The following is a 21389-nucleotide window of genomic DNA, read 5'->3' as shown; positions in this document are numbered from 1 at the left end:
GCAGCTCAGCTCGTGTGGACGATGAGCACGTCGGTCTTGGACCGGCGTGCCACGTTCGCGGGCACCGAGCCCAGCAGACGGCCGGCAATCGTGCTCAGGCCGACGTTGCCGACCACCAGCAGATCCGCCTGAACGTCCTCGGCCAGCTCGACGAGCGCATCGACCGGAGCGCCGACAACCGGCCGCTCCTCGATTTCGGTGGCGCCGGCAGCCTTCGCGCGGTCGGTCGCCTCGCGGAGGATGGCGTAGATGGGCGCGTTGCCGGCCATCTTGTAGCCCTCTTCTTTGAGCACATCGGCGGCACGCTGGTCTTCGCTCTGGGGGAAGTACGCGGTTGCCACGATCAGTTTGGCATTCGAGCCGGCGGCAATCTGACCGGCGCGGTCGACTGCACGCAACGACGAATCAGATCCGTCCGTGCCGACCACCACGGTTCGATACGCGCTCATCAATACCCTCCCACTGTCAGTTGCAACGCCACCCGAGACAGTAACCCGTCGCCCGCTGACCAGGGGTGCAAATCACGACACCCGCACGGACAGCCGACAACTGGACCCACTATTGGCATCCCGGTCCGGCGAACCGGCCCTGATATTAACTCGCAGAGGCGCAAATTCGGTGCCGACCGTGACGTAGTCGACGTCGGCCGAATCCGGGTTGTCGCCAGGACGATTCACCGCGGGAGTGATCCAGCTCATCTGTCGGGACCGCCCGGCAATAGCCCTGTCGGATAAAGCGAGTCGGCTCCCCTCAGGTTATTGTTTGCCATCACTTGAGGGGGTGACACCGTCGCTGACGTGGATCTATCGCTGAACGAGCGCGCCGACGGCGCGGACCGCCGCATCGGCCGAGAAGCCCGATTCGACGCCCTGGCGGTGGCGGCATTTGCCATCGTGCTGTGCGCGGCGGGAGCCGCACGTCCGTCGCTGTGGTTCGACGAGGCGGCCACCATCTCGGCTGCTACCCGATCGGTGCCGCAGCTGTGGGATCTGCTCGGCCATATCGACGCGGTGCACGGGCTGTATTACCTCGGCATGCACGGCTGGTTCAGCATCTTGCCCGCGACGGAGTTCTGGTCCAGGTTCTCCAGCTGCCTGGCCATCGGCGGCGCCGCGGGCGGGGTCGTGGTTCTGGGGCGGCAGTTCGGCACCCGCACGCTATCGGTCTGTGCGGGAATTCTTTTCGCGATGCTGCCCAGGATCACTTGGGCAGGTATCGAAGCCCGCTCCTACTCGTGGTCGACGCTGGCTGCGGTGTGGCTGACAGTTCTACTCGTCTGCGCCATCCGGCGCGACCGCAGTGCACTGTGGCTGTCATACGGTGCGCTGCTGGCCGTTTCGGCCGTACTGAACATCTTCGTGGTGCTGATGGTGATCCCGCACGCGGCGGCCATCGCAGTCCTCTGTAGCCGTCGTCGTACCCGCATCAGGTGGGCCTCGGTGACAGCGGGCGCGATTCTCGTCCTGGTCCCCTTCGTCCTGTGGTGTCGCTCGCAGAGCTTCCAGGTCGGGTGGATCTCACATTTGGGTCTGCATTCACTAATCGAAGTCCTGGTCAGACAATATTTCGATCACAGTGTGGCCTTCGCGGTACTTGCAGCCGCTGTGTTGGGCGCACCGCTGGTGGTCAGAAGGCTGCGGCCCACCGATGACGGCACCCGGCGGCTGGTGCTCGTGGCCGCGGTATGGGTTGTCGCCCCGACCGTGGTGTTGCTGGTGTATTCGGCTGTTGCCCAACCGCTTTACTACCCGCGCTATCTCAGTTTCACCACACCGGCGATGGCACTGTTGCTCGCCGTGTGCGTGGTGGCGGTGGCTCGCAGCAGGGAGTGGATCACTGCCGTACTGGCGGTGTTCGCCGTCGCGGCAACACCCAACTACCTGATGGTGCAGCGCGGCCCGTACGCCAAGGAGGGCATGGACTTCAGCCAGGTCGCCGACGTCATCTCGGCGCACTCCTCCCCCGGCGACTGCATCATCTTCGACAACACCACCTCATGGAAGCCGGGCCCGATCCGCCCGCTCACCGCCGCCCGGCCGGCCGCGTACGCCGACCTTGTCGATCCCGGTCGCGGTACCCCGGCCTGGAAACGAAATCGGCTGTGGGATGCGCATCTCGGGATCTGGGGGGTGGCTGACGAGGTGCGCAACTGCACCGTCTTGTGGACGGTGTCCGAACGCGACCCGTCGGTACCGAGCCGACAGAGTGGAACAGGGCTCAAGCCCGGACCCCGACTCGACCGTGCCCCGGCCTATCAGGTGCCGGAAAGCATGGGTTTCCACATCGTCGAACGCTGGCAGTTCAACTTCGCCCAAGTGGTCAAGTCCACCCGCTGAGTCAGTCGCGACGGCGGCCGAAGTACATCTCCTGCGTCGTCGTGCACACGAGTTGCCCCGCGTGGTTGTACAGGGTCGCGCTGGCCAGACCCCGCCCGTTGATGCCGCTCGGTGAAAGCTGGTCGGACAACACCCAATCCGTCAGATCAGCAGGACGGTGAAACCAGATCGCCATGTCGATCAACGCCGAGAACGTGGTCACATGGGTGGCACGCCGCATGGTCACCGTGGTGTCGAGCAGTGCGGTACCCGCGAAGTAGGTCAGCAGCGCACTGTTGATGATCGGATCGCCGGTCACGGGTTCGGCGGGACGCCACCACATCCGGGTGCGCTCCGGCGGCTCCGCCATCTCGATCGCCAGCCGTGGCGGCGGGTCGATGTAGCGTCGCTCGATCCACTGCGGGCGCACCCAGAACCCGTCGGCCTCATCGGCGAACGCCTGCAACTGCTCCTCGACCCGGGGAAGAGTCTCGGGACCGGGCACCTCGGGCGCGCGACGATGGTAGTCCGCCGCGTCCATCGGGACGCTGAACGAGATCATCGCCTCCAGCAATATCTCTCCACCCTGGCGGGCGGTGACCTGACGCGTGGACAGCGAGCCGCCGTCGCGCAGGTTGCTCACCTCCATGTACACCGGGTACCGGGCGTCACCGGCCCGCAGCAGGTACACGTGCAGGCTGTGCGGCAGTCGGCCAGGCACGGTGCGACCGGCCGCGATCAGCGCCTGGGCAGTGAGGTGACCGCCCACGATGTGATGGGTGGGGTTGTCCCGCTGTTCGGCGACGAACGTGCCGTCCTCTGACTCGACCAGCTCGAGGGTGGACAGGATGTCGGCGAGAGGCAACATGGGCACGGCAGCATTATTCGATGCGGTGCGCCGCCGTTTGCGACGGGGTCCTGTCCCCTGGTATTCGACACCTTCACCGAAAATTCCCTACGGGATGCCTGTTGACGGCCACGGACAAGGTGCGCGGCATGGCTCAGGCCCTGCTCGACGCGGAATAGCCCAGCAACACCCAACCGGATCGCCAGGAGTAGCCTCGCCTCACCGCACGAACCACGGGGGCAACCATGAGTCAGGCCGACGACAACTATCCGCCCGCTGTGCCAGCGCCCGCGCCGCTGCAGCCACCACCGATGCTGCAGCCCCAGCTGAGCCCGCCGCCCAGTTACATCGGCGCCACCGGCCCAAGCCTTTACCCGTACCCGGCCCAGCCCCCGGTCCAGGTCAACCTGTACGCGCCGGCCCTTCCGACGAAGAGCCCCGGGCTGGCCGCCGTGCTGGCCGGGCTGTTCGGCTGCCTGGGCATGCTCTACGCGACCGTTCCCGGCGCCTTCATCATGTTCGGCATCAACGCACTGCTGCTGATCATCGGATTCTTCACCCTCGGCATCGCCTGGTTCCTCTGGCTGTTCACCTGGATCGGGGGGATGGTGTGGGCCTACATGGCCGCAGACCAGCACAACAAAAAGCTGATGCCCACCGCCTACCCGGCGCAGTACCCGCCGACCGCCCCGTACTGACCGGATGCGATCCCCGGGTGCGGTGCGGGAGCAACCGCTCCAGCACCTGCCCCAGCAACCCTCCAAGCGTCAGTTGAACTGCACTTTCATCGAGCGAGTGACGGGATTCGAACCCGTGTAAACGGCTTTGCAGGCCGGTGCCTGACCACTCAGCCACACCCGCGTCAAGCCATACGATGCCATCGCGATCGGGGCGGGCCCAGTGTTTGGATCTCGGTGATTACATCCCGTTTAGTTGGCGCGGGTGCGCGAAATCTGGTGCTGTTGTGCAAGTGTGGTGCACGGTCGCCGGGGATGTCGGTACCCCGTGGAAAACTCTCCTGCAATGTCTCGGCACACCACGTTCCGATACTGCTTGGACCCCACGACCGAGCAGCAGGCAGTCATTGCCCGACATTGCGGAGCCTCCCGGTTCGCGTTCAACCAGTGCTTGCGGATGGTCAAAACTAACCTCAGGCAACGCAAAACCGATCCCGCTGTCAAAGTGCCATGGAGTGGGTTCGACCTGATCAACCGGTTCAACGCGTGGAAGAAATCCGAGGATGCCGGCCGGGTGTTCACCGTCGATACCGAGGGCGTCGCAGAGATCGCGGTTACGGGGTTGGCGTGGCGGGACCGTGTGTATCAGCAAGTATTCGAGGAGGCCGCGGTCGATCTGGCCGGGGGTCTGGCGGCCTGGTCGGATTCGCGGTCAGGTAAGCGTAGGGGCAAGCGGGTCGGGTTTCCCCAGTTCAAGAAGAAAACCGCCAACAGCCCGTCGTTTCGATTGCGCAACAAACACGGCAAAGGTCATCCGCCAGGAATCCGGGTGGGCGACAACGGCCGTCCTCGTTCGGTCACGCTGCCCGGTCTCGGGCAAGTCCGTGTGCACGATGACACCCGGCGGCTTCGGCGCATGTTAGCCAACGGCCGAGCCAGGGTCTGCTTCGCTACAGTGAGCCACCACGGTGGACGTTGGTGGATAGCACTGAATGTACAGGCCGCAGAACTGCATCCCGAACGCCAACATTCCACACGCAACGATTCTGACGCAGCTGGCTGGGTCGGCGTGGATCGCGGGTTGTCGACATTTGTAGTCGCGGCCACCGCTGACGGGACTGAGCGCGCATCGTTGCACCCAAAGTCCTAGCTGCGGAAATGAAGCGGCAACGACTGCTCGCGAAATCGTTGTCACGCAAGAAGAAAGGATCATGCAACCGGAAGAACGCTGCAGCTCAATTGGCACGGCATCATCGACATGTCGCCAACACCCGGCACCATTTTCTGCATCAAGTTGCCAATGAGATGGTCAAGAACCACGACCAGCTCGTCATCGAGGACCTGAACGTGGCAGGGATGTTGCGCAATCGTCGGCTGGCCCGAGCCATATCCGACGCCGGGTGGACCGAGTTCGCCCGCCTGCTCAAGTACAAACAGGCCTGGCGAGGCGGCCATGTTGTCGAAGCCGGCCGTTGGTACCCGTCGACGCGGCAATGTTCGCAGTGCGGGGAGGTCAACCACAAGCTGACGCTGGCCGATCGGGTGTTCGTATGTGGTTGCGGACATGCCGTCGACCGCGACACCAATGCGGCGACGAATCTGGCCCGCTGGGGTTCAACCCATCACGGCCTTCGCCGATCCCCGGACCCCCAAGCAGGAGGCCGGGCTAACAATGCCCACCGACGGGATGGCGCTGACCAGCACCCCTTGTGTCCTGGTGAAACCAACCCGGATGACGCGGGAACCGACGTACGAACCGCAACCAGCGGGGAGCCCCGACGACGCCCGAGAAGGGCGGTGCCCCAGTCACCACTTGTGGGTCACGCTTTAGCCGCTCAGACACACTTCGATCTCAATGATCGCTAACTAGCCGGAGTCCCCCACCGGCCTGCCGACCGCTGGTCCGCCTTGCGGCCACCCGGCCGGCGAGTCCTCCCACGCTTCCTGTCGTCCGTACGGGGTGAGGTCGAGGAACGGGTATCCGACCGCGCTGTGGTCGAGGCCGCGGGCGAAGGCCGAGTAGGTGTGGAACACCTCGTCGCCGCGGCGTAGGAAGACACTGGCCCCCGGCCAGTCACCGCGCAGGTCGTCGTCACTGAAACCGTCGGCGCGCAACTCGTCGGCGGACTTGTAGTTGTATTCGATTGGGGCACGGGCCGGGTCGAGCGTCACGTGGTAGTCGTAGGTGAAGTCGCCGTTCCGCGACGAGTACCACGGGAACGTCCAGCCGTGGCTGTCGCGGTAGGCCGCGATGCTGGCGTACGGCGCGCGGGACACACAGGCGAAGGTGACGTCCTTGCCGTGCAACAGCTCTCGATCTTCTTCGGTGAAGGTCAGATCGGCTGCGGCCGTGCAACTGGGGCAACCGGCGTCGATCGCGTCGATCCACATGAAGTGGTGGATGTAGAGCTGGCTGCGCCCCTCGAACATGTCGAGGAGCGTCACTTCACCGTCGGGCCCCTCGAACGTGTAGTCCTTCTCCACCTTGACCATCGGCAGCCGGCGCCGTTCGGCGTTGACGGCGTCGCGCAGGTGCGTCGACTCACGTTCGCGGGCCAGCAGCTTCTTGCGGGCCTCGAGCCACTCGTCCCGGGTGACGGCATCTGGGTAGGCATTGAGTGTCAGCGGCATCGAATCACTCCTCGTGTTGGTCCTATACGAGTGAGACCCGCGGTGCCGCCGAAACTCATCGCGCACGACAGTGCGCAAAGTGTCGACGTTTCGCGGCGTGTCAGGGAGCAGACACGCACGCTCGCGGTGCTGAACGGAACGAGGCCACCACACCGAGCGCGGCGAGCACCGCGAATGCGGCGAAAAGCCAGCGCGCTGCGGCCGCGTCGGCGGTAGCGCTGAGGTTGACGACGACACCGGCCAGACCCGCGCCGAACGCCCCGCAGATCAGTTGCACGGTGTTGATGGCCGCCGCCGCGGCCGGCCCCTCGGCGGGATCGTCCACGCTGCCCATGGCCCAGGCGGACAGGTGAGGCCAGGCAATACCGATCCCGGCGCCGGTGACCACGAGCGCCGCCGCCCAGGCCCCCACCAACCACGGCGTCATGCCGTCCCGGATCAACACCGCACCCAAGGCCAGACCGGCCGCCATCACCAGGGGCGCGACCGCCACCGTCCGCCCGATCGCGCGCCGATTCTGCAGCGACGCACTGACGATCTCGCCCGTGGTCCAGCCGACCGACAACACCGCGCCGAAGAAGCCCGCCATCACCGGCGTCAGGTGCCCCAGACGTTGACCGAACAGCGGCACATACATATCCACCATGGTGGCGGCCATCAGCACCCCGAGGCTCAGGTAGATCCACTTGAGCGGACCGGGCCGGAATGTGCTGGGCGGCAACACCGATGCCCGGGCGCGGCGGTCGACGAACAGGAACCCGGCCACCAGTGCCAGCCCGACACCGAGCAGTGCTGCGGTCCCCCGCCAGTCGTGCGGGATACCCGCTACGCTGACCGACATGGCCGCAGCACCCAACAGGGCCAGCGACCACACCGGAATGCCGGGCGCCGAAACCCCGGCCGTCCCTCTGGCGGGCAGGGCGACCGGCACCAGGACGGCCATCGCGAGCGTCAGGATCACCAGCACACCGAACGCCCACCGCCAGTGCCCGAACTGCGCGAACAGCCCGCCCGCCGCCGGACCGATCAGTGTGCCGACACCCCACATCGCCGACACCAATGCAGATGCCTTGGTCCACAACGTATTCGGCAGCGCCGTGTTGATCACCGCGTAACCCAGGCCGGCCAGCAGTCCACCCGCGAAGCCCTGCACGGTGCGCCCGAGAAGCAGGACCTCCATGCTGGGGGCCAGGGCACAGCCGAGGCTTCCGGCACCGAACACCGTGAGCCCCAACAGGTATGCGTGTCGCGGACCCAACCGCATCAGCAGCGAGTGGACCGTGGTGGCCGCGACCACCGACGCAACGAGGTACACCGTCGTCACCCAGGCGTAGAACCGCTGCCCGCCGATGTCGCCCACCGCACTGGGCAGCAGGCTGATCGTCAGGAACTCGTTGGTCGCGTACAGCAGCACGCCGCCGGCCAACACGGTGGATGCGCCCAGGTAGCGGGCACCCAGCAACTGCCGCCAGGTCCCGGTATCGGGCGTCACGGTATCGGTCACACCGATGACGCTAGAAGCTGAACCGCCGTTGAGGTCAACTCTGATTACTTCAGGCCGGCCGCGTCCATCCCTCGCAGCTCCTTCTTCAGGTCCTGGATCTCGTCGCGGATGCGCGCCGCCAGTTCAAACTGGAGATCACGGGCGGCAGTCATCATCTGTTCGGTCAGATCCTTGATCAGATCGGCCAATTCGGCCCGCGGCATGTTGGTGGTGTCGCGCCCCTCGACGATGCCGGCACTGACCGCCCGCCCGGGTTCACCCTGAGCGCGCCGGCCACGCGAGGCGTTGCGCCCCGAACCGCCCACCTCGACGGACTCGGTGTCGTCAGCCTCGCGGTACACCTGGTCGAGAATGTCGGCGATCTTCTTGCGCAGCGGCTGCGGGTCGATCCCGTTGGCCTCGTTGTAGGCGACCTGCTTGGCGCGGCGGCGTTCGGTCTCGTCGATCGCCTCACGCATAGAGTCGGTGATCTTGTCGGCGTACATGTGCACCTCACCCGACACGTTGCGCGCCGCGCGGCCGATGGTCTGGATCAGGCTGCGCGTGGAACGCAGGAAACCCTCTTTGTCGGCGTCGAGAATCGCCACCAGCGACACCTCGGGAAGGTCCAGGCCCTCACGCAGCAGGTTGATACCGACCAGCACGTCGTACTCACCGAGGCGCAGCTGCCGCAGCAACTCGACCCGTCGCAGGGTGTCGACCTCCGAGTGCAGGTAGCGGACCTTGATGCCGAGCTCCAGCAGGTAGTCGGTGAGATCCTCGGCCATCTTCTTGGTCAGCGTGGTGACCAGCACGCGCTCGTCGCGCTCGGTGCGGGCACGGATCTCGCCGATCAGGTCGTCGATCTGGCCCTTCGTCGGCTTCACCACCACCTTCGGGTCGACCAGACCCGTCGGGCGGATCACCTGTTCGACGAACTCGCCGCCGGCCTGGCTGATCTCGTAGGCGCCCGGCGTGGCCGACAGGTATACCGTCTGCCCGATCCGGTCGGCGAATTCCTCCCAGGTCAGTGGCCTGTTGTCGACGGCCGAGGGCAGTCGGAAGCCGAAATCGACCAGGTTGCGCTTGCGCGACATGTCCCCCTCGTACATGCCACCGATCTGGGGCACGGTGACGTGGGACTCGTCGATGACCAGCAGGAAGTCCTCGGGGAAATAGTCCAGTAGTGTCGCGGGCGCCGAGCCGGCCGGCCGGCCGTCGATGTGCCGCGAGTAGTTCTCGATGCCCGAGCAGAACCCGACCTGCTTCATCATCTCGACGTCGTAATTGGTGCGCATCCGCAGCCGCTGGGCCTCCAGCAGCTTGCCCTGCCCTTCCAGCTCGGCCAGCCGCGCCTCGAGCTCGGCCTCGATGGTGGAGATTGCATGCTCCATCCGTTCCGGACCGGCCACATAGTGGGTGGCCGGGAAGATCCGCAACGAGTCGACCTGCCGGACGATGTCCCCGGTCAGCGGGTGCAGGTAGTACAGGGCCTCGATCTCGTCGCCGAAGAACTCGATCCGCACGGCGAGCTCCTCGTAGGACGGGATGATCTCCACCGTGTCGCCGCGCACCCGGAACGTGCCCCGGGTGAACGCCATGTCGTTGCGGTTGTACTGGACGTCGACCAGCAGCCGCAGCAGCCCGTCGCGCGGCACCTCCTGACCGACCTCCAGCTCGACCGAACGGTCGAGATAGGACTGCGGCGTGCCCAGGCCGTAGATGCACGACACCGAGGCCACCACGACCACATCGCGCCGGGACAGCAGGCTCGACGTCGCCGAGTGGCGCAACCGCTCGACATCGTCGTTGATCGAGCTGTCCTTCTCGATGTACGTATCGGTCTGGGCGATGTACGCCTCGGGCTGGTAATAGTCGTAATACGAGACGAAGTACTCAACAGAGTTGTGCGGCAACATCTCCCGCAATTCATTGGCGAGCTGGGCGGCCAGGGTCTTGTTGGGCGCCATCACCAGGGTGGGCCGCTGCAACCGCTCGATCAGCCAGGCCGTGGTGGCCGACTTTCCGGTACCGGTGGCGCCGAGCAGCACGACATCGCGTTCGCCGGCCTTGATCCGGCGCTCGAGTTCGTCGATCGCCGCCGGCTGGTCACCGGCCGGGTCGTACTCACTGACCACCTCGAATCGGGCACCGGTACGGACCAGACCAGTTACGGCATCGGCAGCCGGTCGGTACTCCGAATGCGCAAGCACAGGATGTTCGGTCGCGAAGGCCATGCTCACCAGCGTAGAACTGTGCACCGACAACTTCCGCCCGCGTTCGCTCCCCGCGTAGGCTTGGCCCATCCACCCGCCCAAGCACGAGACATTCGACCTGGTGGCCCGCACGAACACCGACCCCAAGGGCATCGTGCGGGCTGTCGACGTCTACACGGTGGAGCCCTGGGGCCTTTACATGGCCCGACCGACGCCCGGCCGGGCCCAGTTCCACTACCTGGAATCCTGGTTGCTGCCCTCGCTCGGGCTGCGGGCCAGCGTGTTTCATTTCAGCCCCGGCCACGAGCGTGATCAGGACTTCTACCTCGACATCGGTAGCTACACCGCGGGGCCGGCGGCCTGGTACTCCGAGGACCACTATCTGGACCTGGTGATCCGCACCGGGCGCGGCGTCGAGCTGTGCGACGTCGACGAACTGCTCACCGCCGTCCGCCATGGATTGTTGAGTCCGGAGGTCGGAGAACAGGCGGTGCAAACCGCGGCCACCGCGATCGAGGGCCTGGCGAGCTGCGGCTATGACCTGGCTCAGTGGCTGTCCGGCAACGGAATGGCCCTGTCGTGGCGGGGAGCGTAAGGTCAGGATTCATGAGCTCAGCTAAGTACGTCTGGGGAGCCCTCCCCGCGCTGGCAGGACTGCTCACCGGCGCACTGTTGATCCCCGCCGCGGCACAGGCCGACCCGGAGGGCCCGCCGCAGGTGGAACCGCTGCCCGACCAGCAGCTACACAACGTCACCTACCGCGCCAGGATCGACGGCGTCTCGCGCAACGCGACCATTGCCTACAAGATCGACGACGACAACATCAACACCGCCGACCCCTCCATGCTGCCGGGCCGGATCTTCGAAGCCACCGGTGTGGTGTCCGATCCGGAGACTGCCGGAATGGCGGTCCGCATCGACTGGCCGTACTCGGCGAACCTGCACTGCGAGATCCTGGTGGACGACCAGCTCATCGCACAGGCCGATACCTTCGTCGGCCCGCGACTGACCCGGCCCAAGGACGATCCGAGCTACGGCAGCCTGCCCTGCGGCGCCCCGTTGAACGCGCCGGTACCAGGCACCGTCGCCGACACCGCGCCGCCGGCCACCGATGCCGCGCTCCCACCGACCGACCCCGCAGCCCTGCCGCCGGCCGAAGCAGAGCCGCCGACAACGTAGCCGTCAGCGCTTCAGCCAGGACTCGACCGTGTGCCGGGTGTCGTTGATATGGGCTTCCATCTGCGTGGCGGCCAGGTCCGGATCACGGTTCACGATCGCTTCGAGGATCGACTCGTGGTAGTCGTTCGCGTTGGGTTCCAGACGTCCGAAGATCGCACCGACCGGTAGCCACATCCTCCGGCGGGCGTCCGCGACCGCCTCGGCCAGCCGATCATTCTGCGAAGCCTGGGCGATACCGAGATGAAACGCCGAATCCAGAGTCTGAAAATCCGCGGTGTGCTGCGCCGATTGGTCGTTCATCCCCGTCTGGAGCGCGGAATCCATGTCTTTGAGCAGCCTGCGCAGATCGGTGACATCCGTGGCGCGACGCCGCTCGGCGGCCATCCGGGTGGCCCCGGTCTCGACGATCACGCGGTAGTCGAAGGCATCGCGGATCGCACGCTTGTTGCGGCGCATCTCCCGACGCATCACGGCCGCGTCGTAGTGCGGCGCCTGGACGGTGAACCCGCCGCCTCGACCGCGCCGCACGGTGATCAGGCCCTCCTTCTCGAGCACAGCCACGGCGGCGCGCACGGTGGTGCGAGAGACGTCGAGCACGTCCGAGAGTTCGCGTTCGGTGGGCAGCCGATCGCCGGGACGGAACTGACCGCGTTCCAGCGCCCGCCGCATCTGGTCGACGACCAACTCATGTGCGGCAATTTGACGGACCGGAACCAAGGCCGGTTTCGATGTTGGCACGTTCGTCCCCCCTTTGGACGCTTCGAACGCTACCGCACAGCAGCAGGGCGGCCCACACAGCCGGCCAATGGATGGCCACGTGCGAAACCTGGTGCCGCCCAGTGACCTAGGGCTGCCAGCCCGTCGTGTCCGCCCACTTCCACGCGCGTCGGTAGGCGTCCAGGAACCACGGCTCTTTGGCCACGGCGTAGTCAGCCGTCGCGAGCGCGGCACGCTTGGCCGCCAGATAGTCGGCCTGCACGCCGGGGTTGGCCCGCAGCCAGTCGACGAACATCAGCGCGAAGCGCTGGTTGGGCCGGCCATCCACCCGGATGTGCACATTGGTGGGCCGGCCCGGATCTGCCGAGGCATGGAAACGCTTCTGCCACAACGCCGGATCGTCATCATGCGGTGTGTCGGTGGTGATGTCCGGCACCACGGGATAGCCGGCGGTCAACAGCGCCTCGACGAGTTCGTCGGCGATATCCAACGACCCGACCGTCACCTGCACATCGATGACATCCTTGGCGTCCATTCCCGGCACGGCGGTCGAACCGATGTGGTCGATGCGCACCGCGCGGTGCCCGCATGCCGTGTTGAGCCGGGCCAGGATCCGACGGGCCTGATCGGGCCAGGTCGGGTCATACGGCACCACGACCGGGTCCCGACGGGCCGGTCGGCGGATCTGCACGTTGTGCGCGAAAGGCAGGATCCGCTCGTGCCAGATGGCGCGAGCCTGCTCGACGACGGCACCCGGGCTGCCCGAGTTGTCCAGCCACACATCGGCGACCGCACGGCGCTGCTCCTCGGTGGCCTGCGCGGCGATGCGGGCGCGGGCGTCCTCCTCGGTGAATCCGCGGTACTCGATGAGCCGCTTGACGCGCAGTTCCGCGTCGGCGTTGACGATGATCACCAAGGGGAACATCGGCGCCATCTGCGATTCCACCAACAGTGGGATGTCCTCGACGATCACGGCATCTTCGTGGGCTGCCGCGATGAGCTCCGACCGGCGGTGCGCCACCAGCGGATGCACGATGCCGTTCAGGGTGGCACGCTTCTCGTCGTCGCTGAAGGCGACCGCCGCCAGCGCAGGACGGTTCAAACCCCCCTCGGGCAGCAGGATTCCGTCGCCGAATGCCTCGACCAGCTTGGCCAGGCCCTCGGTTCCGGGCTCGACAACCTCACGCGCGATGACGTCACCGTCGACGATGATGCCGCCGAGATCGCTGAATGTGGCCGACACTGTTGACTTCCCGGCGCCGATACCGCCGGTTAACCCGATACGAAGCACGCCCAACAGTGTGTCAGGCCCCCGGAACGACGAACGCCCCGACCCAAGAGGGCCGGGGCGTTCGTTGTCGTACTTGTGATCAGGCGTTGCCTGCGAGCTTCTCGCGCAGAGCGGCCAGCTGTGCATCGCTGGCCAGCGTGCCACCAGTGGACTCTTCGCGACCAGCGCCGTTGGACGACGACGAGGTCGGACGGGCAGCTTCCTCGGCCTCGGCCGCGGCGAACTTCTCCATCTGCGTGGTGTGCATCTTGTGGCGACGCTCGGCCTCGGCGTAGCGGGCCTCCCACTCCTCACGCTGCTTGTCGAAGCCTTCGAGCCATTCGTTGGTCTCGGCGTCGAAGCCCTCGGGGAAGATGTAGTTGCCCTGCTCGTCGTAGCTGTCGGCCATGCCGTACTTCGACGGGTCGAACTCCTCGGTGTAGTCCTCGTTGGCCTGCTTGAGGCTCAGCGAGATCCGGCGACGCTCCAGGTCGATGTCGATGACCTTGACCATCGCGTCGTCGCCGACCTGGACCACCTGGTCCGGGACCTCGACGTGGCGCTCGGACAGCTCCGAGATGTGCACCAGACCCTCGATGCCCTCCTCGACGCGGACGAACGCGCCGAACGGCACCAGCTTGGTGACCTTGCCCGGCACGATCTGACCGATCGCGTGGGTGCGGGCGAAGTGGCGCCACGGGTCTTCCTGAGTCGCCTTGAGCGACAGCGAAACCCGCTCGCGGTCCATGTCGACGTCGAGCACCTCGACGGTGACCTCGTCGCCCACCTGAACCACCTCGGACGGGTGATCGATGTGCTTCCAGGACAGCTCGGAGACGTGCACCAGGCCGTCGACGCCGCCGAGATCGACGAAGGCGCCGAAGTTGACGATCGAGGAGACGACACCCTTGCGGATGGCGCCCTTCTGCAGCTGGTTGAGGAACTCGCTACGCACCTCGGACTGGGTCTGCTCCAGCCAGGCGCGGCGGCTCAGCACCACGTTGTTGCGGTTCTTGTCCAGCTCGATGATCTTGGCCTCGATCTCCTTGCCGATGTACGGCTGCAGATCGCGGACACGACGCATCTCGACCAGCGATGCGGGCAGGAAGCCACGCAGACCGATGTCGAGGATCAGGCCGCCCTTGACGACCTCGATGACGGTGCCCTTGACGGCCTCGTCCTTTTCCTTGAGCTCCTCGATGGTGCCCCAGGCACGCTCGTACTGAGCGCGCTTCTTGGACAGGATCAGGCGGCCTTCCTTGTCCTCCTTGGTGAGAACGAGGGCCTCGACCTCATCGCCCACGGAAACGACCTCGTTCGGGTCGACATCGTGCTTGATGGAGAGTTCGCGGGAAGGAATGACACCTTCGGTCTTGTAACCGATGTCGAGCAGGACCTCGTCACGGTCAACCTTGACGATGGTTCCCTCGACGATGTCGCCATCGTTGAAGTATTTGATGGTTTTGTCGATGGCGGCGAGAAAGTCCTCAGCCGAGCCGATGTCGTTGACGGCTACTTGCGGCGAGGTGACGGAGGGAGAGGGCATGTGGTGGGTTGCTCCGGACAGGTTTACTAGTAGGGACAATTGTGTTGCGTGTATTGCGTTCGTGCGGATCCGTGACGGCGACCAGAAGATGTCCAGCTGTACGCACAGATACGTAACGAGGGTACTCGACCAGGCACACGCAGGACAAACCGGCTCCCCCGAGGGTCGTTCCGACGGCCCGCCGGAGCGTCCGCCGAATTTGTGCGGGATGGCAGACCAAACTTCTGCCAGGGACGGCAGCTGCCCACCGTTACGCTTCGCACGTGGCGTACTCCCCGACCCCCGGCCCCCATCATCGGCCGTGGTTTCCGATCACCGCACCAATGCCCAGGCCGGTACGCAAGGTCGGGGCTCCGCTGGCCGCGATCATCGCCTGCGGTGTCGTCATCGGCGCGCTGGTGCTGTTGTTCACCGCGCTCAACCCGGCCGGTGCGATCATCGGGTTCACGCTGTCCAGCATCGTGATGACCGGCGCGGTGTTCGCCTACCTGTGGCTGGACCGGTGGGAGCCGGAGCCGCCGCGATTGTTGCTGTTGGCGTTCGGCTGGGGTGCCGCGGTCGCCGTCGTGCTCTCGCTGATACTGGGCCTGTTCGCCGATGCGCTACTGGCGACTCCCGGGGTCGACTCGTCCCACAGTTTCGCCTCCGTGGCGATCCGGGCGCCGCTCATCGAAGAGGCCGCCAAGGGCTTGTTCCTGCTGGTCATGATGACCGGCAAGCGCCGCAATGAGCTCAACTCCCTGACCGACTGCCTGGTCTACGCCGGCCTGGTCGGTCTCGGCTTCGCCTGGCTGGAAGACATCATGTACATCTCCAGCGCGGATTCGTTGGGGGGATCCCTGCTCACCGCGGCGCTGCGACTGATCATGGCGCCGTTCGCCCACTCGCTGTTCACCACGATGACCGCGATCGGCGTGTACTTCGCACTGCAGCGGCGCAGCGGCCTCGCGAAAGCGCTGTGCATCCTGACCGGCTACCTCGGCGCGGTGCTCATGCACGGGCTGTGGAACGGCTCGTCATTGCTCGGTGCCGGAACCTACTTCATCGTCTACATCGTGTGGATGGTGCCGATCTTCATCATCATGATCGTGGTCGCCGTCACCAGCCGTCGCCGCGAACAGCGCGTGGTGGCCGCCAAGCTGCCCGGCATGGTCGCCGCCGGGCTCATCACCCCCAACGAGGCCACCTGGCTCGGATCGCTGAAGACCCGCCACGGCGCCGTCCAGCAGGCGACGCTGGCCGCCGGGCGCCCCGCCGGCAAGGCCGTCGCGGCGTTCGCGGCCGCCGTCGTCGAACTCGCCTTCGTCCGCGACCGCATCGACCGCGGTTTCGGCGATGCCCAGGTGTACGCGCTGCAGCAGGAAGAGGTGTATTCGGTGACGGCCGCCCGCTCGGCCGCACCGATTCTGCAGTGGCTCGCCAACTATCAGGCGCCCGTCCGGTACTGAGCGGTCCCTCCCGATTGCGCGATGACGGCACAATCCGGGCATTCCGAGACCAGCGGGTGCACGCAGGTGACGACGTGCGAAAGGAACTGCTCGGCGCGCTGCAGCCGGGAGATATCCGTCCTGATCCGCTCCAGCGTGGTCGTGATCAAGCCGATTCGCCCGTCACGGTCGGCGGCGCGCAACGCACGAATCTCGGCCAGCGCGAGGCCTGCCTGCTGAAGGAGCCGCACCAACCGGGCCCTGGCGAGCAACTCGTCGTCGTAGCGCCGGTGCCCTGACGCGCTCCGCAGCGGGACCAGGACCCCGACGTCTTCCCAGTGCCGCAGGACGTGCGACTCGACGCCGACCGCCGCGGCGGCAGCCCCGACCGCGTACATATCGCCCATGTCAGTTCTCCTTGACTTCAGGTCGACCTGAATTTCTAGCTTCGCACACATGACTACCACTGCCGCCCAAAGTCCGGTTCGACAACCGAGCCTGTGGGCCTGCTGCTCGGCGTTCGCCCAGGCACCGGTCGGACTCCTCCGGCCGCGACGCGCCGACCGGAACTTCCTGCAGCAGCTGTCCGACGTCGGCCTGCCGCCCGCCACACAGACCGTCAGAGTCCGCGCACTGCGCCAGATGCCCAAATGGGTCCCCACCGCAGGCACCGTCGAGGGAACCCGCTCTCCGCGCCGTATTCCCATCGCCCTGACAGCGTTCGTCATCGAGCATCCGCGGGCCCGCTTCGTGGTGGATCCGGGCATGTGCGCCGATGTCGGCACCCGGGTGCTCAGCCAGCTGCCTGCTGTACTGCGTCCGGCTGTCGGGCCGCCGGCCGAGGCGATCACCACCGCGGCGGCACTGGCCGAAGAGCTCGACGAGAATCACGTCGACTTCGCGCTGCCGACCCATCTGCATTGGGACCACATCTGCGGGCTTCTCGATCTGCCCGCCATGCCCGTGCACATCCACCAGCCAGAACTTGACTGGGCCACCAGCGGTCCGGTCGCACCGGCCGGCGGCGTGCGGGATTCCCTGCAGCACAGGACGATCACGACATTCACGCTCGACGGCCCGCCGATCCTGACGTTCGAGCGAAGCCACGACCTATTCGGCGACGGCGCGGTGCAACTCGTCGACCTCCCCGGCCACACTCCCGGCAGCATCGGCCTCCTGATCAACACGGCCGGCGGATGGGTACTGCTGGCCGGCGACGCCGCATGGCACAGTCTCGGGGTGGAACACATCCGGCAAAAGCCCAGTTACCCAGGCGTATTCGCCGATGAGGATCGTGACGCGAGCTTCCGCACTCTGCACCGGCTGCACGCGGTCAGAGACCAGGTCCGGATCGTCCCGACACACGACCACACCGCCTCGACATCGCTGCCGCAGAGCTAGTCGAACGCACCCCAGCCCACGCGCCGCTAATGCGCGGCTCCAGCCGATGCACCGCTAATGCGCGGCGGCGTCCCAGCTGCGGCCGTAGCCCACCGACACCTCCAGCGGCACATCCAACGGATACGCGTTGCCCATGTGCTCGCGTACCAACGCCTCCAGCGCGTCCCGCTCCCCGTCGACCACCTCGAAGAGCAGTTCGTCGTGCACCTGCAGCAGCATGCGTGACTTGAGCCCGGCCTCCTTGATGGCCTCGTCGACGTTGATCATCGCCACCTTGATGATGTCGGCGGCGCTGCCCTGGATAGGCGCGTTGAGCGCGGCCCGTTCGGCGGCCTCGCGCACATTGCGGTTGCTGCTGTCGAGCTCGGGCAAGTAGCGCCTGCGCCCGAACACCGTCGAGGTGTAGCCGTCCTTGCGGGCCTGATCGACGACGTCGCGCAGGTAGTCGCGGATACCACCGAAGCGCGCGAAGTACTGCTCCATCTGGATCTTGGCTTCTTCGGTGGAGATCTTGAGCTGGCTGGCCAACCCATAAGCGCTCAAGCCGTAGGCCAGGCCGTAGGACATCGCCTTGACCCGCCGACGCAGTTCCGGGGTGACCTCGTCGATCGGCACGTCGAAGGCCCGTGACGCGACGAACGAGTGCAGGTCCTCGCCGGTGTTGAACGCCTCGATGAGACCTTCGTCGCGGGACAGGTGCGCCATGATCCGCATCTCGATCTGGCTGTAGTCCGCCGTCATCAGCTCGGAATAGCCGTCGCCGACCACGAAGGCGTCCCGGATCCGCCGACCCGCCTCGGTGCGGATCGGAATGTTCTGCAGGTTTGGCTCGGTGGACGAGAGCCGACCGGTGGCGGCGATGGTCTGGTTGAACGTCGTGTGAATCCGGCCGTCGGTGGCGACGGCGGCCAACAACCCGTCGACGGTCACCTTCAGCCGGGTGGCGTCCCGGTGGGCCAGCAGATGCTGCAGGAACGGATGCCCGGTCTTGTCGAACAGCGATTGCAGCGCATCCGCATCGGTGGTGTAACCGGTCTTGGTGCGCTTGGTCTTGGGCATCTCCAGCTCGTCGAACAACACGACCTGCAGCTGCTTGGGTGAGCCGAGATTGATCTGCTTGCCGATGACCGCGTACGCAGCCTCTGCGGCGTCGCGGATCTGATCGGCGAACTCGCTCTGCAACTCCGTGAGGTAGTCGCTGTCCACGGCGATGCCGGTGTGCTCCACCTGGGCGAGCACCCGCTGCACCGGCAGCTCCATGCGGCCCAAAAGAGACGACGAGTCGATCTTGGCCAGCTCCTCGTCGAGCGCATCGGCGAGGTCCAGCACCGCGCAGGCCCGCAGGATCACGGTCTGCACCGCCTGCTCGTCGACGCCGTCCGAATCATCGAGCAGTGAAAGCTGTTGTTGCTCCGGGCTTTCGGCGCGAAGCTCCCGCTTCAGGTACCGCACCGACAAATCGTCGAGGGCGAAGCTGCGCTGCCCGGGCCGAACCAGGTATGCCGCCAGCGCAGTGTCGGAGGTGACCCCGCGCAACGTCCAGCCCCGGCCGGCCAGGTCATGCATGGCCAACTTGGCCTCGTGCAGGGCCTTGGGTGGGCCGGGGTCGGCCAGCCAGGACGACAACGCTTGCTCGTCCTCAGCCGTCAGCCTGGCGGTGTCGATGTAGCGGCCGTCGCCGTCCGCGGAGACGATGGCCAGGGCCGTGGCGTCGGCGTCATACGCCAGGTGCGTGCCGACCACCGCCATCCCGAACCGGTTGCCCAGGCTGTGTTCGGACAGCCACGCGGCCAGCTCTCCCGGTTCCAGTGCCCGCCCACGCACGTCGAACCCGTGCTCAACCTCCGGTTCGGCGGCCACCAGCGTGTCGAACAGCCGGTCCCGCAGCACCCGGAACTCAAGATCGTCGAAGAGCCGGTGGATCTGGTCGCGGTCCCACGGCAGTAGGCGCAACGTATCCGGGGTCTGGGCCAGCGGCACATCCTTGACCAGTTCGGTCAGCTCGCGGTTGAGCACCACACTGGACAGATTGGACCGCAGCGACTCACCGACCTTGCCTTTCACCTTGTCGACGTTGTCGACCAGGGATTGCAGCGAACCGTATTCGACGATCCACTTGGTGGCGGTCTTCTCCCCCACACCCGGGATGCCGGGCAGGTTGTCGCTCGGGTCGCCGCGCAGCGCGGCGAAGTCCGGGTACTGCGTCGGCGTCAGTCCGTACTTCTCCACCACCGCATCCGGCGTGAACCGGGTGAGCTCGCTAACCCCCTTGCGCGGGTAGAGCACGGTCACGTCGTTGCTGACCAGCTGCAACGAGTCACGGTCACCGGTGACCACCAGTACCCGGTAGCCGGCGTCCTCGGCCTGGGTGGCCAGGGTGGCGATGATGTCGTCGGCTTCGAAGCCGGGTTCGGCCAACACCGTGATGCCCAGCGCGCCGAGCACCTCCTTGGTGATGTCGATCTGGCCGCGGAACTCGTCGGGCGTCGCCGACCGGCCTTCCTTGTACTCGGGGTACTTCTCCTTGCGGAACGTCTGCCGCGACACATCGAAGGCTGCGGCGACGTGACTGGGCTGCTCATCACGCAGCAGATTGATGAGCATCGCGGTGAAGCCGTACACGGCGTTGGTTGTCAGCCCACCCTGCGTCTTGAAGTTCTCCGCAGGCAGCGCGTAAAACGCGCGGAAAGCCAGGGAATTACCGTCGAGCAGCATCAGTGTGGGCTTCGCGTCCGTCACGGCCCTAACTCTATGCACCGCCGCCGACGAGTTCGGCGGCCATCTCGATCAGCGCCCGCGCGGCCGGGCTGATCGGCCCGCTCGCGCGCCAGGCCAGCACGAGCCGACCACGCAGTTCAGGCCGGATCGAAATGGCGTGGACATCGGTGCGTTGACGTGCCACCGAACCCGGGACGATCGCAACGCCCAGCCCCCGCCCGGCGAGATCGGCGAGCGCGTCGGGCGTAGCGGCCTCGAACACCACGTGCGGCGCGACGCCGGCCGCGGCGCAGGCCCGGTCGAACTGCCGACGGATGCCGCCACCGGCAGGCAACGAGATGAGCGGGCGCTGCGCGAGCGCGGCCAGTGTCACAGTCCGGCGCTTCACCCAAGGGTCGGAACGGCTCACCACAGCCTCGATCGGTTCGTCGGTCGTGGTGGCGACCGCCAGGCCGTCAGGCACCTCGGAAGAACCGACCGACGTGATCGCGACATCGAACCTGCCGCTGCGGACACCGTCGATCAGCGCGTCAGAGGTATCGGTGGACAAGGTGATCTCCACCGCCGGGTGAGCCCGGTGGTAATCGGCCAGCAGTTGCGGCAGGTCGACGTTGTGGGCCGTCACGGTGCCCACCGTCACCGAGCCGCGGACCAGCTGGGTCAGCTCGTCGACCGCGGTCCTGGCGTGCCGCACCGCGTCGAGGGCGGCACGCGCATAGGGCAACACCGCCGCCCCGGCCGCGGTCAGCCGGACCTCGCGCCGCGACCGGTCCAGCAGCGGCTGACCCAATTCCCGCTCAAGCCGGGCGATCTGGGCACTGACTGCGGGTTGCGCGACATGCACACGCTGCGCGGCGCGGGTGAAGTTGGCCTCCTCGGTGACGGCGACGAAGTACTCAAGCTGCCGCAATTCCATAACACTTGATTATAGTTTGTGTACTGAGATGCTATTGGACTTATAA

At 66.3% G+C, this 21389-nt stretch carries 19 protein-coding genes and 1 tRNA gene; 8 read left to right on the top strand and 12 right to left on the bottom strand.

Going from position 1 to position 21389, the window contains the following annotated elements; all coding sequences use genetic code 11:
• Positions 1-5: 5 nt before the first annotated feature.
• On the bottom strand, positions 6-449 hold the full coding sequence (locus tag A5779_RS09035) for a universal stress protein (protein ID WP_055114775.1): 444 nt from the start codon (positions 447-449) through the stop codon (positions 6-8).
• Between the two features lie 348 nt (positions 450-797).
• Here A5779_RS09035 and A5779_RS09030 point away from each other — a divergent pair, with 348 nt between their 5' ends.
• On the top strand, positions 798-2336 hold the full coding sequence (locus A5779_RS09030) for a glycosyltransferase family 39 protein (RefSeq protein WP_064881000.1): 1539 nt from the start codon (positions 798-800) through the stop codon (positions 2334-2336).
• Between the two features lies 1 nt (position 2337).
• Here A5779_RS09030 and A5779_RS09025 read toward each other — a convergent pair whose 3' ends face one another.
• Complete coding sequence (locus A5779_RS09025) at positions 2338-3183, bottom strand: acyl-CoA thioesterase (RefSeq protein WP_064880999.1); 846 nt, start codon at positions 3181-3183, stop codon at positions 2338-2340.
• A 224-nt stretch (positions 3184-3407) separates the two neighbouring features.
• Between A5779_RS09025 and A5779_RS34270 the strand changes: the two genes are divergently transcribed.
• Positions 3408-3860 (top strand): hypothetical protein, encoded by a 453-nt coding sequence (locus tag A5779_RS34270; protein ID WP_207549052.1) that lies wholly within the window; start codon positions 3408-3410, stop codon positions 3858-3860.
• Positions 3861-3952: 92 nt separating this feature from the next.
• Here the strand turns inward: A5779_RS34270 and A5779_RS09015 are convergent.
• A tRNA-Cys gene (locus A5779_RS09015) sits at positions 3953-4023 on the bottom strand.
• Between the two features lie 162 nt (positions 4024-4185).
• Between A5779_RS09015 and A5779_RS34955 the strand changes: the two genes are divergently transcribed.
• The gene (locus A5779_RS34955; protein ID WP_082941608.1) at positions 4186-4989 is read left to right on the top strand and encodes a helix-turn-helix domain-containing protein; all 804 of its coding nucleotides are present in this window, start codon (positions 4186-4188) and stop codon (positions 4987-4989) included.
• A gap of 8 nt (positions 4990-4997) precedes the next feature.
• A complete protein-coding gene (locus A5779_RS34950; RefSeq protein ID WP_082941607.1) occupies positions 4998-5705 on the top strand; it encodes an RNA-guided endonuclease InsQ/TnpB family protein in 708 nt (235 codons plus the stop codon).
• Here A5779_RS34950 and A5779_RS09000 read toward each other — a convergent pair whose 3' ends face one another.
• The 3 genes from A5779_RS09000 to uvrB form a co-directional block, all read right to left on the bottom strand.
• Positions 5706-6470, bottom strand: a complete 765-nt coding sequence (locus tag A5779_RS09000) for a DUF899 domain-containing protein (protein WP_064880993.1) — start codon at positions 6468-6470, stop codon at positions 5706-5708. It lies immediately after the preceding gene.
• Between the two features lie 100 nt (positions 6471-6570).
• On the bottom strand, positions 6571-7974 hold the full coding sequence (locus A5779_RS08995; protein ID WP_064880991.1) for an MFS transporter: 1404 nt from the start codon (positions 7972-7974) through the stop codon (positions 6571-6573).
• A gap of 44 nt (positions 7975-8018) precedes the next feature.
• A complete protein-coding gene (gene uvrB, locus A5779_RS08990; RefSeq protein WP_064881090.1) occupies positions 8019-10190 on the bottom strand; it encodes an excinuclease ABC subunit UvrB in 2172 nt (723 codons plus the stop codon).
• A 67-nt stretch (positions 10191-10257) separates the two neighbouring features.
• Between uvrB and A5779_RS08985 the strand changes: the two genes are divergently transcribed.
• Together A5779_RS08985 and A5779_RS08980 are read left to right on the top strand one after the other, a co-directional pair.
• Positions 10258-10764: a ribonuclease FAU-1 family protein gene (locus A5779_RS08985; RefSeq protein WP_207549054.1), complete on the top strand. Its 507-nt coding sequence runs from the start codon at positions 10258-10260 to the stop codon at positions 10762-10764.
• 11 nt (positions 10765-10775) lie between these two features.
• Positions 10776-11348, top strand: coding sequence for a hypothetical protein (locus A5779_RS08980; protein ID WP_064880989.1), 573 nt, complete (start codon positions 10776-10778; stop codon positions 11346-11348).
• Positions 11349-11351: 3 nt separating this feature from the next.
• Here A5779_RS08980 and A5779_RS08975 read toward each other — a convergent pair whose 3' ends face one another.
• The 3 genes from A5779_RS08975 to rpsA all read right to left on the bottom strand — a co-directional run bounded on the left by A5779_RS08975 (position 11352) and on the right by rpsA (position 14881).
• Positions 11352-12086: a FadR/GntR family transcriptional regulator gene (locus A5779_RS08975; RefSeq protein WP_064880987.1), complete on the bottom strand. Its 735-nt coding sequence runs from the start codon at positions 12084-12086 to the stop codon at positions 11352-11354.
• Positions 12087-12192: 106 nt separating this feature from the next.
• Positions 12193-13356 carry a dephospho-CoA kinase gene (gene coaE, locus A5779_RS08970; RefSeq protein ID WP_064880985.1) on the bottom strand — a complete coding sequence of 388 codons (1164 nt, stop codon included), beginning with the start codon at positions 13354-13356 and terminating at the stop codon, positions 12193-12195.
• Between the two features lie 79 nt (positions 13357-13435).
• Entirely contained in the window at positions 13436-14881 is a 1446-nt protein-coding gene (gene rpsA / locus A5779_RS08965) for a 30S ribosomal protein S1 (RefSeq protein WP_055114791.1), read from the bottom strand.
• Positions 14882-15144: 263 nt separating this feature from the next.
• On the opposite strand from rpsA, the gene A5779_RS08960 reads away from it, so the two are divergent.
• The gene (locus A5779_RS08960; RefSeq protein ID WP_236734704.1) at positions 15145-16329 is read left to right on the top strand and encodes a PrsW family intramembrane metalloprotease; all 1185 of its coding nucleotides are present in this window, start codon (positions 15145-15147) and stop codon (positions 16327-16329) included.
• On the opposite strand, the gene A5779_RS08955 is transcribed toward A5779_RS08960, so the two are convergent.
• Positions 16308-16715, bottom strand: coding sequence for a helix-turn-helix domain-containing protein (locus A5779_RS08955; RefSeq protein ID WP_236734703.1), 408 nt, complete (start codon positions 16713-16715; stop codon positions 16308-16310). The genes A5779_RS08960 and A5779_RS08955 overlap by 22 nt on opposite strands.
• A gap of 49 nt (positions 16716-16764) precedes the next feature.
• Here A5779_RS08955 and A5779_RS08950 point away from each other — a divergent pair, with 49 nt between their 5' ends.
• Positions 16765-17709 carry an MBL fold metallo-hydrolase gene (locus tag A5779_RS08950; RefSeq protein ID WP_064880981.1) on the top strand — a complete coding sequence of 315 codons (945 nt, stop codon included), beginning with the start codon at positions 16765-16767 and terminating at the stop codon, positions 17707-17709.
• A gap of 54 nt (positions 17710-17763) precedes the next feature.
• Here the strand turns inward: A5779_RS08950 and polA are convergent, their stop codons facing one another.
• Together polA and A5779_RS08940 are read right to left on the bottom strand one after the other, a co-directional pair.
• A complete protein-coding gene (polA, locus tag A5779_RS08945) occupies positions 17764-20424 on the bottom strand; it encodes a DNA polymerase I (protein ID WP_236734706.1) in 2661 nt (886 codons plus the stop codon).
• A gap of 34 nt (positions 20425-20458) precedes the next feature.
• Positions 20459-21343 carry a LysR family transcriptional regulator gene (locus A5779_RS08940; RefSeq protein ID WP_064880976.1) on the bottom strand — a complete coding sequence of 295 codons (885 nt, stop codon included), beginning with the start codon at positions 21341-21343 and terminating at the stop codon, positions 20459-20461.
• Positions 21344-21389 lie beyond the last annotated feature (46 nt).

The organism is Mycolicibacterium peregrinum (assembly GCF_001665625.1).
Taxonomy (GTDB): Bacteria; Actinomycetota; Actinomycetes; order Mycobacteriales; family Mycobacteriaceae; genus Mycobacterium; species Mycobacterium peregrinum_B.
This window is presented reverse-complemented; position numbering and strand designations above follow the sequence as displayed.

Coding starts and splice junctions, on each gene's coding strand:
- A5779_RS09025 (WP_064880999.1), bottom strand. CDS start 3,183: ATGTTGCCTCTCGCCGACATCCTGTCCACCCTCGAGCTGGTCGAGTCA.
- A5779_RS08950 (WP_064880981.1), top strand. CDS start 16,765: ATGACTACCACTGCCGCCCAAAGTCCGGTTCGACAACCGAGCCTGTGG.
- polA (WP_236734706.1), bottom strand. CDS start 20,424: ATGCTGCTCGACGGTAATTCCCTGGCTTTCCGCGCGTTTTACGCGCTG.
- A5779_RS08980 (WP_064880989.1), top strand. CDS start 10,776: ATGAGCTCAGCTAAGTACGTCTGGGGAGCCCTCCCCGCGCTGGCAGGA.
- A5779_RS34955 (WP_082941608.1), top strand. CDS start 4,186: ATGTCTCGGCACACCACGTTCCGATACTGCTTGGACCCCACGACCGAG.
- rpsA (WP_055114791.1), bottom strand. CDS start 14,881: ATGCCCTCTCCCTCCGTCACCTCGCCGCAAGTAGCCGTCAACGACATC.
- A5779_RS34950 (WP_082941607.1), top strand. CDS start 4,998: ATGAAGCGGCAACGACTGCTCGCGAAATCGTTGTCACGCAAGAAGAAA.
- A5779_RS34270 (WP_207549052.1), top strand. CDS start 3,408: ATGAGTCAGGCCGACGACAACTATCCGCCCGCTGTGCCAGCGCCCGCG.
- A5779_RS09000 (WP_064880993.1), bottom strand. CDS start 6,470: ATGCCGCTGACACTCAATGCCTACCCAGATGCCGTCACCCGGGACGAG.
- A5779_RS08955 (WP_236734703.1), bottom strand. CDS start 16,715: ATGGGCGATATGTACGCGGTCGGGGCTGCCGCCGCGGCGGTCGGCGTC.
- A5779_RS08940 (WP_064880976.1), bottom strand. CDS start 21,343: ATGGAATTGCGGCAGCTTGAGTACTTCGTCGCCGTCACCGAGGAGGCC.
- A5779_RS09035 (WP_055114775.1), bottom strand. CDS start 449: ATGAGCGCGTATCGAACCGTGGTGGTCGGCACGGACGGATCTGATTCG.
- uvrB (WP_064881090.1), bottom strand. CDS start 10,190: ATGGCCTTCGCGACCGAACATCCTGTGCTTGCGCATTCGGAGTACCGA.